This is a genomic window from Kitasatospora sp. NPDC059747 (assembly GCF_042732955.1).
Classification (GTDB): Bacteria; Actinomycetota; Actinomycetes; order Streptomycetales; family Streptomycetaceae; genus Kitasatospora.
Genome location: NZ_JBHWGV010000020.1, coordinates 10,279 through 22,237 on the forward strand (window position 1 = coordinate 10,279; position 11,959 = coordinate 22,237).

9 protein-coding genes are annotated in these 11,959 nt (G+C 75.7%); 6 read left to right on the forward strand and 3 right to left on the reverse strand.

Going from position 1 to position 11,959, the window contains the following annotated elements; all coding sequences use genetic code 11:
- Positions 1–831, reverse strand: an 831-nt coding sequence (locus ACFV4G_RS11465) for a M23 family metallopeptidase (RefSeq protein WP_380438973.1), incomplete at its 3' end; no start/stop codon positions are given.
- A gap of 318 nt (positions 832–1,149) precedes the next feature.
- On the opposite strand from ACFV4G_RS11465, the gene ACFV4G_RS11470 reads away from it, so the two are divergent.
- The gene (locus tag ACFV4G_RS11470; protein ID WP_153460947.1) at positions 1,150–1,557 is read left to right on the forward strand and encodes a cobalamin B12-binding domain-containing protein; all 408 of its coding nucleotides are present in this window, start codon (positions 1,150–1,152) and stop codon (positions 1,555–1,557) included.
- Between the two features lie 173 nt (positions 1,558–1,730).
- Here the strand turns inward: ACFV4G_RS11470 and ACFV4G_RS11475 are convergent, their stop codons facing one another.
- Both ACFV4G_RS11475 and ACFV4G_RS11480 read right to left on the reverse strand, forming a co-directional pair.
- Entirely contained in the window at positions 1,731–3,320 is a 1,590-nt protein-coding gene (locus ACFV4G_RS11475; protein ID WP_380438975.1) for a DUF5691 domain-containing protein, read from the reverse strand.
- Positions 3,321–3,329: 9 nt separating this feature from the next.
- Positions 3,330–4,667, reverse strand: a complete 1,338-nt coding sequence (locus tag ACFV4G_RS11480) for an SWIM zinc finger family protein (RefSeq protein ID WP_380438976.1) — start codon at positions 4,665–4,667, stop codon at positions 3,330–3,332.
- A 156-nt stretch (positions 4,668–4,823) separates the two neighbouring features.
- On the opposite strand from ACFV4G_RS11480, the gene ACFV4G_RS11485 reads away from it, so the two are divergent.
- The 5 genes from ACFV4G_RS11485 (at position 4,824) to sucD (ending at position 11,844) form a co-directional block, all read left to right on the forward strand.
- Entirely contained in the window at positions 4,824–5,906 is a 1,083-nt protein-coding gene (locus ACFV4G_RS11485) for an AAA family ATPase (RefSeq protein WP_380438979.1), read from the forward strand.
- Positions 5,903–8,224 (forward strand): DUF5682 family protein, encoded by a 2,322-nt coding sequence (locus ACFV4G_RS11490; RefSeq protein WP_380438981.1) that lies wholly within the window; start codon positions 5,903–5,905, stop codon positions 8,222–8,224. Before ACFV4G_RS11485 ends, ACFV4G_RS11490 begins: the two co-directional genes overlap by 4 nt.
- A gap of 49 nt (positions 8,225–8,273) precedes the next feature.
- The gene (locus ACFV4G_RS11495) at positions 8,274–9,452 is read left to right on the forward strand and encodes a vWA domain-containing protein (RefSeq protein ID WP_380438983.1); all 1,179 of its coding nucleotides are present in this window, start codon (positions 8,274–8,276) and stop codon (positions 9,450–9,452) included.
- A gap of 315 nt (positions 9,453–9,767) precedes the next feature.
- On the forward strand, positions 9,768–10,940 hold the full coding sequence (gene sucC, locus ACFV4G_RS11500) for an ADP-forming succinate--CoA ligase subunit beta (protein ID WP_359962397.1): 1,173 nt from the start codon (positions 9,768–9,770) through the stop codon (positions 10,938–10,940).
- Between the two features lie 19 nt (positions 10,941–10,959).
- Entirely contained in the window at positions 10,960–11,844 is an 885-nt protein-coding gene (sucD, locus tag ACFV4G_RS11505) for a succinate--CoA ligase subunit alpha (protein WP_380438985.1), read from the forward strand.
- Positions 11,845–11,959 lie beyond the last annotated feature (115 nt).

Sequence of the window (11,959 nt, forward strand, 5' to 3'; positions counted from 1 at the left end):
CCCGCGGGGGCTGGCCGGGCCCAACCCCGCGGCCCCGCCCCGCTCGCGGGGGACATGGCCGTTCGAGAGCAACCAGGGCAGCGGGTCGACCGGCCCGCGCCCCGGCGGCCGGATCTCGAAGTGCAGGTGCGGGCCGGTGCTGTTGCCGCTGCTGCCGACGAAGGCGATGAGGTCGCCCTGCTTCACCGGGCCTTTGCGGACCTTGTAGCCGCGCAGGTGGCAGAACCAGGCCTCGGTGCCGTCGTTCATCTTCAGTATCGACATGTAGCCGTAGAACGGGTTCCACTGCGTGCGGATCGTGCCGTCGGCGACGGCGTAGACCTCGGAGCCGCCGTCCACCGGGAAGTCGATGCCGGTGTGGCGGTTGGCCCAGTGGGTGCCGGCCGCGCCGAACAGTTCGCCGAGGCCGTGCTGGGCGACCGGCATGACGACCTTCGGCTGCTGGGCGGGCGGCGGCGTCGGCTGGGCGGTGGGGGCGTCCGTCGGCTGGGCGCCGGTCAGCGGCTGGCGGGCGTCGCCGCGCGAGGCCTGGGAGTGGTCGCCGCCGGCCGCGACGGCCTGCTGGGCGGTGACCTTGGTCGCCGTGGCGGCGGTGCTGTCGGGGGCGTCGGCCGCCGTCGCCTGCGGGGGCACCCGGCCGGCCTCGTCCTGCACCACCGTGATCGCCGCGGCCGCGGCGACCCCGAGCGCGGCCACCGACGGCACCGCGACCCGGAACAGCGCGGCCCGGGTGGCCGCCTTGGCGGCGCCGCGCCGCTGCGCGCGGGACTGCTCCCGGGCGGCCACGCGCAGCTCCGCACGGGTCGGACGGGCGGCTGCGTCGGGAGCCATCGGGGGCTGCCTCCTCGGTGGGCCTCGGTCACGTCGTCGGGCGAGGGAAAACAGGCGTGACTGTATCCGTACGTTCCGTGCCCCCGAAAAACCTCCGCTTGTCAAGAGGTCGCGCGGGGGTCCGTGCGATTGCCCGGAGGTGGGTATACCCACTGGTAGGAAGGGGTGGGCCTGTGATTTTGCCCTCCTCTTGAGGGGTGGCACGGCCAACCGGCCCGGGTGGCGCTAACCTCCCCTCAGGTTGGTTATTGACCGTTAACGCGCCCACGGCCCACGAGGCCGGGTGGGTTGGTGGACGACGAGGTCCAGGAGGCAGTCATGGGTGTGTCAGGGCCGATCCGTGTGGTGGTGGCCAAGCCGGGGCTGGACGGTCACGACCGCGGCGCCAAGGTCATCGCGCGCGCCCTGCGCGACGCCGGCATGGAGGTCATCTACACCGGGCTGCACCAGACGCCCGAGCAGGTCGTGGACACCGCGATCCAGGAGGACGCGGACGGCATCGGCCTGTCGATCCTCTCGGGCGCCCACATGACGCTGTGCGCGCGGGTGCTGGAACTGCTGAAGGAGCGCGACGCGGCCGACATCAAGGTGTTCTGCGGCGGGATCATCCCGGACGAGGACATCGCCGAGCTGAAGGCGATGGGCGTCGCGGACATCTTCACCCCGGGCACCCCGACCCGGGACGTCGTCGCCTGGGTCGAGGCCAACCTCCGCGCGGCGGGCTGATCTCCGCCCTCATCGTCGGGTGAGCGGGCCGGTCCCCGGGCGGGGGCCGGCCCGCTTTCTCGTGCCCGGGGCTCGACTCGGGCCGGGGCCGGGCTCGACTCACGCCCCGGACCCGGGCTCACGCGCCGGGCCGGGCTCAGGCCCCGGACCCGGGCTCACGCGCCGGGCCGGGCTCACGCCCCGAGCTCGGCGAGCATCGCCTCCCGGAAGCGGAGCGTCCCGGCGAGGCGGGCGAAGGTCTCGGCCCACGCCGAGTCCGGTGTGGTGCCGGCGGCCAGCTCCTCGACGGCGCCGGCCGTCTCCGGGGCCAGCGCGCGCTCCGTCATCCCGAGAACGCCGCTGTGGCTCCACGGGTACGCCCCGGAGGCGGCGGCGCGGGACAGTGCGGTGACGACCGCGGTGGACAGCGGCGGCGTCCACGGCGTGGCGCACGCGCCGAGCAGCTGGAAGGCCTCGCCCAGGCCGTGCACCTCGATGAACGCGGCCGTCCAGGCGGCCCGTTCGGCGGGCGGCAGGACGGACAGCAGCTTGGCGGGCGCGCCGGTGGCCCGCGGCGCCCGCGCCCGGCCCGCGCCGCGGACGGGCGGGACGGGCGCCGGGCCGAGCAGCGCGCGGGCCCAGTCGGGGTCGTGCTGGCGGACGGCGGCGCGGGCCCAGGCCTCGCGGAGGTCGTCGGCCCAGCTGCTGCTGGTCTCGTCGATGCTGTCGCCGACCCGCAGGGCGAGCAGCTGGTCCGGCGTCAGGCCCGTCGTCTCGGGCCAGGTGGCGAGCGGCGCCGCCGCGACCACCTCGCCGAACCACCAGGCCCGTTCGCCGCGCCCGGTCGGTGACTTGGGGGGTATGCCGTCGCGCTCCATGGCCGCGTCGCACTCGGCGGGCGGGGTGACCAGCAGGTGTGTGCCCGGATCGGCGAGGCGGACGGCGGCGGTGGCGCGGACGGCCATCCGCCGGGCGAGCGCGGAGCCGGGGAGGGTGGAGAGCAGCTCGGCGGCCGTCGCCCGGACGTTCTTGCTGCGGTCGCCGAGGGCGGCCTCCAGGAACGGCTCGTCCTCGGGGGAGAGGCCGTCCTGGAGGGCGTCCAGGAAGAGCAGCCGGTCCTCGGCGCGCTCGGTCGGCCACGTGCTCCGCAGCAGGGCGAGGCCGGCCGCCGGATCGCGGCGGCGCAGCAGCGTGAGGTGGGTGACGCGCTCGGCGAACAGGCCCTCGTGCCACAGGCGGTCGTCCGCGGGCTGCGGCGGCGCGCCGGGCGGCGTGGTGCGCAGGACGTAGCGCCAGTCCGGGTTCCGCACGGCCAGCCAGCGGCCGAGGGGACCGGCCAGGGCGACGCCGTCCTGGCGCAGTTCGCTGCGGGCTCGGGAGGCGTCGAGCAGGGCGGGCACCAGGGCGGCCGGCGGGCGCAGGCCCCGCTCGCGGGCGGCGGCGAGCCACTGCGGCAGCAGCTCGGTGAGGTTGGCGAGGGTGCCGGTGCCGCCGGTGGTGCGGCCGGCGAGCAGGACGGCGAGCCGCCGGGCCGCCGCAGGGGGCAGCTCGGGGCGGCCGTCCTGCGGGGCGGGCGGGTCCGGCGGCTCCACGGCCGGGACGGGCAGGGCGCCCGCGCGGCGCCGGACGGTCGCGAGCGCGGCGAGCTCCAGCAGGGCGGTGGCCGGGTCGTCCCGGTCCACGGACCCGCCGAGGGGCAGGGCGGTGTCGGGGAGCCGGCGGCGGTCGGTGCCGAGGAGGGCGGTGGTGTGGAGGGTCTCCCACGGGTCCTGGGTGGTCGTCATGTTCTGCTCCTAGACGGTGGTCAGGCCTATGGGGCGGTGGTCGTCGCCGGGCCAGGCGGTGACCGGGGCGAAGCCCTGGTGGCCGTACTCGCCGAAGACGGTGAGCGGGCGGCCGGTGGACACGGCGGCCAGGCGCCACAGGGCGGCCTCCGGGACGGCCGCGGGGCGGACGGGGACGGTGTGGTGGCCGTCCGTCAGGCGCCAGCCGTCCGGGGTGAGGACGGGGACGACGCCGGTGAGGACGGTGGGCCAGGCGTCCAGCCACGGGTCGTCGGCGACGGCGGTGCCGTAGCCGGCCACCGCCTCGGCGACGGACAGGCCGTCCGGCGGGGCGGCCGGGCCGGGCGCGGGGGCGCCGTACCGGGTGCCGAGGGCGGCGCGCAGCGGACGGGCGCCGGGGTGGAAGGCGAGCTCGGCCTCCAGCGCGTGGCCGGTGGGCAGGGCGAGGTCGGGGGCCTGGCCGGGGCGGCCGAAGGCGAGCAGCAGGGCCGGGCGGCCGGTCTTGGCGCCGCGCAGCCAGAGCCGGCGGGTGGTGAGCCGGTCGTCCCCTCCCTCGCCCATGGGCGCGGTCCGGCTGCCGAGGACGAGCCAGCGGTCCCGGACCGTGGGCCCGGCGAGCAGTTCGGCGGCGTCGGTGGTGTAGCCGACCCTCGTCCGCACCGTCGCCGCCAGCCCGGTGGGCAGCTCGTCGAGCCGGGTGGCGGCGGTGGCGAGCAGGTGGAGCATCGCGTACTCCTCCAGGAGCCGCTCCTGCGGGAGGCCGTCCAGCTCGCGGACCCGGGCGGCGAGGCCCGGCGCCTGGGCGTCGACCATCCGCGCCGCCACCTCCTCCCACGGACCGGCGGCGGACCGGTCGGCCAGGCCGTGCCGGATCCCGTCGGCGAGCCGCAGCCGCAGCTCGGCCGCGCCGGCGGCGACCCGGGCGCCGCGCCGCTCGGCCCGGCGGCGGGCGGCGGCCGGATCGGCGGGGCCCGCGGGGGCGGCGGCGGGGGCGGCGGCGCGCTGCTCGGCCCGCTCGCGGCGGGCGTCGAGCCAGGCGGCCGCCCAGTCGGCGGGCTCGGCGGCGGGGACGGCCTGCGGGGTGCCGCTCCACAGCAGGAGGAGTCCGAGCGCGTGCTTGCACGGGAACTTCCGGCTCGGGCAACTGCACTGGTAGGCGGGCGTGGCGAGCTCGACCACGGTGCGGTACGGCGTGCTGCCGCTGCCTCCGCACTCGCCCCAGACCGCGGCGCCGTCGGTGCCCGGGGCCGACCAGGGCGCGGGCGTGGAGAGCTTGCCGGCCGCCTTCTGCGACGCGGCGTCAGGCGCCAGGGACAGGACGTGTTCGGTGCTCCAGCGTTCCTCCATGGCACCGACCGTAGGCGGGGGCACTGACACTTCCTCACCGCCCGCCGCGGATTGTCAGTGCCCGGGTGCAGGGTGGCTCCCGCAGGCCGGAGTTGCCCTCCCGTCACCCGCCGCCCCGCCGTCACCGTGCCCGGCGGCCGACCCGAAGGAGCCCCCATGACCGACGTTCTGCGGCAGCACGCCGAGGACGCCTTCGCCGGTGAACTGGCCGCCCTGGCCGCGCAGGACGACCGTCCGCGCCCCGAGCGCTGGAAGCTCTCGCCCTGGGCCGTGGCGACGTACCTGCTCGGCGGCGAACTGCCCGACGGTACCCGGATCACGCCCAAGTACGTCGGCCCGCGCCGCATCGTGGAGGTCGCCGTCACGACGCTGGCGACGGACCGCGCGCTGCTCCTGCTCGGCGTGCCGGGCACCGCCAAGACCTGGGTGTCCGAGCACCTGGCCGCCGCGATCGGCGGCGACTCCACCCTGCTCGTGCAGGGCACCGCCGGCACCCCCGAGGAGGCCGTCCGCTACGGCTGGAACTACGCCCAGCTGCTCACCAACGGGCCCAGCCGGGAGGCCCTGGTGCCCTCGCCCGTCATGCGGGCGATGGCGGACGGCAAGCTCGCCCGCATCGAGGAGCTGACCAGGATCCCGGCCGACGTGCAGGACGCCCTGATCACCGTCCTGTCCGAGAAGACGCTCCCGGTGCCGGAACTGGGCTCCGAGACGCAGGCCGTGCGCGGCTTCAACGTGATCGCCACCGCGAACGACCGGGACCGCGGCGTCAACGAGCTGTCCAGCGCGCTGCGGCGCCGCTTCAACACCGTCGTGCTGCCGCTGCCTGCCTCGCTGGAGGAGGAGGTCGACATCGTCACCCGCCGGGTGAGCCAGCTCGGCCGCTCCCTGGACCTGCCCGAACTGCCCGGCGGCGCCGAGGAAATCAGGCGGGTCGTGACGGTCTTCCGCGAGCTGCGCGCGGGGATCACGGTCGACGGCCGGACGAAGGTCAAGACGCCGGGCGGCACGCTGTCCACGGCCGAGGCGATCTCGGTGGTCACCAACGGCCTCGCCCTGGCGGCCCACTTCGGCGACGGCGTCCTGCGCGCCGCGGACGTGACGGCGGGCATCGTCGGGGCCGTCGTCCGCGACCCGGTCGCGGACCGGGCGGTGTGGCGCGAGTACGTCGAAGGGGTGGTGCGCGAGCGCGACGGCTGGAAGGACTTCTACCGCGCCGCCCGCGAGGTGGCCGCATGACCTCCCCGGGCCCGACCGCACCGGGCGCGAGCACCCCGGACGTGACCCTGCTCGGGGTCCGCCACCACGGCCCCGGCTCGGCCCGGGCGGTGGGCGCCGCCCTCGCACGGCTCGCGCCGGACGCGGTGCTGATCGAGGGTCCGCCCGAGGCCGACGGCATCGTCGGGCTGGCCGCAGAGAAGGACATGGTGCCGCCGGTCGCGCTGCTCGCCCACGCGGTGGACGACCCGGCACGGGCCGCGTTCTGGCCGTACGCCGAGTTCTCCCCGGAGTGGGTGGCGATCCGGTACGCGGTGGAGCGGGAGCTGCCGGTCCGCTTCATCGACCTGCCCGCCGCGTACGGCTTCGCCGACGAGGCCGCCGCCGACGGTCCCGCCGCCGACAGTCCCGCGGCCGCCGACGAGCCCGCCGCCGACCCGATCGCCCTGCTCGCCGAGGCCGCCGGCCACGACGACCCGGAGCGCTGGTGGGAGGACGTCGTCGAGCACCGCGCGCCGGGCGCCGACGCCCTGGCGCCGTTCACGGCCGTCGCCGAGGCGATGGCCGCACTGCGCGCCGAGGGCCTCGCCGAGTCCCGCCGGGACCTCGTGCGCGAGGCGTACATGCGCCGGCAGATCCGGGCCGCCCGGCGGGCCGGGCACCGGCGGATCGCCGTCGTCTGCGGGGCCTTCCACGTGCCCGCCCTCGCCGAGCTGCCGACCGTCGCCCACGACCGGGCGCTGCTCGCGCAGCTGCCGAAGAAGACCAGGACGGACATCACCTGGGTGCCCTGGACGCACCGCAGGCTCGCCCAGTCCGCCGGGTACGGCGCGGGCATCGAGTCGCCCGGCTGGTACCACCACCTGTACGCGGCCGGGGCCGATCCGGTGCCGCGCTGGCTCGCCCGCGCCGCCGAGCTGCTCCGCGCCGAGGACCACCCGGTCTCGTCCGCGCACGTCATCGAGGCGGTCCGGCTCGCCGAGACCCTCGCCGCCCTGCGCGGCCGCCCGCTGGCCGGGCTCACCGAGACGCTGGACGCCGTCCGCGCGGTCATGTGCGACGGCTCGGACGTCGCGCTGGAGCTCGTCCGCGACCGCCTGGTGATCGGCGACGCCCTCGGCGAGGTCCCGGACGCCGCACCGGCGGTGCCGCTCCAGCGCGACCTCGCCCGGCTGCAGCGCACGCTGCGCCTCAAGCCCGCGGCCGCGCCCCGGGACCTCGACCTCGACCTGCGCAAGGACACCGACGCCGCCCGCTCCCGCCTGCTGCACCGGCTGCGGCTGCTGGGCGTCGAGTGGGGCGTGCCCGCGCGCTCCGCCGTCGCCTCGACCGGCACCTTCCGGGAGAGCTGGCGGCTGTGCTGGCAGCCCGAGTTCGCGGTCCGGATCGCGGAGGCCGCCCAGTGGGGCACCACGGTCGAGGACGCGGCCACCGCGAAGGCCGTCGCCACCGCCCGCGCGGCCGGCGAACTCGGGCAGCTCACCGGCCTGGTGGAGACCTGCCTGCTGGCCGGCCTGTCCACCGCCCTGCCCGCCGTCATGCGGGTGCTCGCCGACTGCGCCGCCCTCGACACCGACGTGGCCCACCTGGCCGGCGCCCTGCCCGCCCTCGTCCGCGCGCTGCGCTACGGCGACGTGCGCGGCACCGACCACGGCGCGCTCAAGGAGGCCGCCACCGGTCTGGCCGACCGCGTCTGCGTCGGCCTGCCGCCCGCGTGCGTCGGCCTGGACGCCGCGAGCGCGGCGGACCTGCGCGCCCGGCTCGACGAGGTGCACGGCGCCGTCGGCCTGCTCGCCGCGGACGGCCTCGCCGACCGCTGGGCCGCCGCCCTGCACGCGCTGGCCCGCCGCGAGCCCGCCGGCGGCCCGGCCACCGGGGTCCCCGGCCTGCTGCGCGGGCGCGCCGTCCGGCTGCTGCTGGACGACGGCCGGCTCGACACCGAGGAGGCCGGCCGCCGCCTGCGCCTGGTGCTGTCCGCCGCCGGCGCACCGGCGGACGCGGCCGGCTGGGTCGAGGGCTTCCTCTCCGGCGGCGGCGCCCTGCTGCTGCACGACCCCCGGCTGCTCGCGCTGCTCGACGAGTGGCTGACCGGCGTCTCCGACACGACCTTCACCGACGTCCTGCCGCTGCTGCGCCGCACCTTCAGCGGCCTGGAGGCGGGCGTGCGCAGCACCGTCGGTGCCCGGGTCGCGGCCGGCCCGCTCGACGCCGAGCCGTCCGGCGAGCCTGCAGCCGGCGAGCTGGACCGGGCCAGGGCCGACGCCGCCGTGCCGGTGGTGGCCCTGCTGCTGGGCGTGCGGCCGTTCATCCCCCGGCAGGCCGCCGGCCGCGACAGCTGAGCCGTTCCCCTCGAAAGCCCCCTCGAAAGCCCTCGCGAAGGAGGAGCACATGACGACCACGACCGACGAACGCCTCCGCCGGTGGCGCCTGGTGCTCGGCGGCGAGGCCGACGGCACCGGCTGCGCGCTGCGCGGCCGCGACGCCGCGATGGACGGCGCGCTCGCCGCGCTCTACCGGGCCGCCCCCGACGAGACCGCCCGGCCCGGCCGGGGCGGCCGCCGCAGCGCCGGGCTCGGCGGCTCGGCCCCGCAGGTGGCCCGCTGGCTCGGCGACATCCGCAGCTACTTCCCGTCCACCGTCGTGCAGCTGATGCAGCAGGACGCGATCACCCGGCTCGGCCTGGAGCGGCTCCTGCTGGAGCCCGAGATGCTCGCCGCCGTCGAGCCGGACGTCCACCTCGTCGGCACCCTGCTCTCGCTCAAGCACGCCCTGCCGGAGACCACCAGGGAGACGGCCCGCGCCGTCGTCGGCCGGGTGGTGGCCGACCTGGAGCGCCGGCTGGCCGACCGGACCAGGTCCGCCCTGGGCGGCGCCCTCGACCGCAGCGCCCGGGTGCACCGGCCGCGCCACCGCGACATCGACTGGGACCGCACCATCCGGGCCAACCTGAAGAACCACCTGCCCGAGCACGGCACCGTCGTCCCCGAGCGGCTGGTCGGCCACGCCCGCGCCCGGCGCGCCGTCCGCAAGGACGTCATCCTCTGCGTGGACCAGTCCGGTTCGATGGCGGCCTCGGTCGTCCACTCGGCCGTCTTCGGCGCGGTCCTCGCCTCGATGCGCACACTCGACACCCGGCTGGTCGTCTTCGACACCTCGGTGGTCGACCTGACCGAGCAGCTCACCGACCCGATCGACGTCCTGTTCGCCACGCAGCTCGGCGGCGGCACCGACATCAACCGCGCCCTCGCCTACTGCCAGTCGAAGATCACCCGTCCGGCGGAGACGATCGTCGTCCTGATCAGCGACCTCTACGAGGGCGGGGTCCGGGACGAGATGCTCCGGCGGGTCGCCGCGATGAAGGCGGCCGGCGTCCGGTTCGTCGCCCTGCTCGCGCTCTCCGACGAGGGCGCGCCCTCCTACGACCACGCCCACGCCGCCGCCCTGGCCGCCCTCGGCGCTCCCGCCTTCGCCTGCACCCCCGACGCCTTCCCGGACGTCATGGCGGCGGCGATCGAGAAGCGGCCGATCCCCCGGCACCTGATCGAGGGGGCCGGGCAGGGGTTCTGACCAGGCGGCCCGTCGGATTCACCCGGACGTGCGAATCCGCCCGACGGGTGGACCGGGCGTCTGTCACGCCGCTTTAGGCTGTCTGTGACGGTTCTCACCAAAGACGGGCCGGTCCCGGGCGAAAGAGTCCCGTCCCACGGGGATAACCTGCCAGACGGACGTGACGCGCGTGTTGATTGACGTGTGCGCCCGTGGCTGTGTGGGCCGCAAGGCCGTACCTCTGCGTACCCGCACCGCCCCGACGACCCGCAGCGAAGATCCTGCCGTGGCACGCTCGTAGAGACACAATCCGCGACCACGAACAAGGACAAACACGTGGACCTGTTCGAGTACCAGGCGAGGGACCTCTTCGCCAAGCACGGCGTGCCCGTGCTTGACGGCGACGTCATCGAGACCCCCGAAGCGGCTCGCGCCATCGCCGAGCGCTTCGGCGGCCGCGCCGTCGTCAAGGCTCAGGTGAAGGTGGGAGGCCGTGGCAAGGCCGGTGGCGTGAAGCTCGCCGCCGACCCGGCCGACGCCGTCGCCAAGGCCGAGCAGATCCTCGGCATGGACATCAAGGGCCACACCGTTCACAAGGTGATGCTCGCCCAGACCGCCGACATCAAGGACGAGTACTACGTCTCGTTCCTGCTGGACCGCACCAACCGCACCTTCCTGGCCATGGCCAGCGTCGAGGGCGGCGTGGAGATCGAGGTCGTCGCCGAGGAGAACCCCGACGCGCTCGCCAAGATCCCGGTCGACGCCAACGAGGGCTGCACCCCGGAGAAGGCCGCCGAGATCGTCGCCGCGGCGAAGTTCCCGGCCGAGGTCGCCGACCAGGTCGCCGAGGTCCTGCAGAAGCTGTGGAAGGTCTTCATCGCCGAGGACGCCCTCCTCGTCGAGGTCAACCCGCTGATCAAGTCCGGTGACGGCAAGATCATCGCGCTCGACGGCAAGGTCTCCCTGGACGAGAACGCCGAGTTCCGCCAGCCCGAGCACGAGGCCCTGGAGGACAAGGCCGCGGCCAACCCGCTGGAGGCCGCCGCCAAGGCCAAGGGCCTGAACTACGTCAAGCTCGACGGCCAGGTCGGCATCATCGGCAACGGCGCGGGCCTCGTCATGAGCACCCTCGACGTGGTCGCCTACGCCGGTGAGAAGCACGGCGGCGTCAAGCCCGCCAACTTCCTCGACATCGGTGGCGGCGCGTCCGCCGAGGTCATGGCGAACGGCCTGGAGATCATCCTGGGCGACCCCGACGTCAAGTCGGTCTTCGTCAACGTCTTCGGCGGCATCACCGCCTGTGACGCGGTCGCCAACGGCATCGTGCAGGCGCTGGAGCTCCTCGCGAGCAAGGGCGAGAACGTCTCCAAGCCGCTGGTCGTCCGCCTGGACGGCAACAACGCGGAGCTGGGTCGCAAGATCCTCGACGACGCCAACCACCCGCTGGTCCAGCGCGTGGACACCATGGACGGCGCCGCTGACCGCGCCGCCGAGCTGGCCAACAAGTAAGGAAGGGGACTTTCACACCATGGCTATCTTCCTTACCAAGGACAGCAAGGTCATCGTCCAGGGCATGACCGGCGCCGAGGGCATGAAGCACACCCGCCGCATGCTCGCCTCCGGCACCCAGATCGTCGGCGGTGTCAACCCGCGCAAGGCCGGCACCACGGTCGACGTCGACGGCACCGAGATCCCGGTCTTCGGCTCCGTCGCCGAGGCGATGAAGGAGACCGGCGCCGACGTCTCCGTCCTGTTCGTCCCGCCGGCGTTCACCAAGGCCGCCGTCGTCGAGGCCATCGACGCCGAGATCGGCCTGGCCGTCGTCATCACCGAGGGCGTCCCGGTGCACGACACCGCCGCCTTCTGGGCCCACGCCGGCTCCAAGGGCAACAAGACCCGGATCATCGGCCCGAACTGCCCCGGCCTGATCAGCCCCGGACAGTCGAACGCCGGCATCATCCCGGCCGACATCACCACCTCCGGCAAGATCGGTCTGGTCTCGAAGTCGGGCACCCTGACCTACCAGCTCATGTACGAGCTGCGCGACATCGGCTTCTCCTCGGCCGTGGGCATCGGCGGTGACCCGGTCATCGGCACCACCCACATCGACGCCCTCAAGGCGTTCCAGGAGGACCCGGAGACCGAGCTCATCGTCATGATCGGTGAGATCGGTGGCGACGCCGAGGAGCGTGCCGCGGCCTACATCGCCGAGCACGTCACCAAGCCGGTCGTCGGCTACGTCGCGGGCTTCACCGCCCCCGAGGGCAAGACCATGGGCCACGCCGGCGCCATCGTCTCCGGCTCCTCGGGCACCGCCCAGGCCAAGAAGGAGGCCCTCGAGGCCGCCGGTGTCAAGGTCGGCAAGACGCCGTCCGAGACCGCCCGCCTGGCGCGCGAGATCATCGCCGGCTGACCCCAGCCCGGCCGAGGGGGGGCCCCCCCCCCCCGGCCCCGCGGGGGGGGGGCGCGCGGCCCCCCCCCCCCCGCGCGCCCCCGCCGGGCCGGGCGGAGCGGGCCCGCGGCCCCCC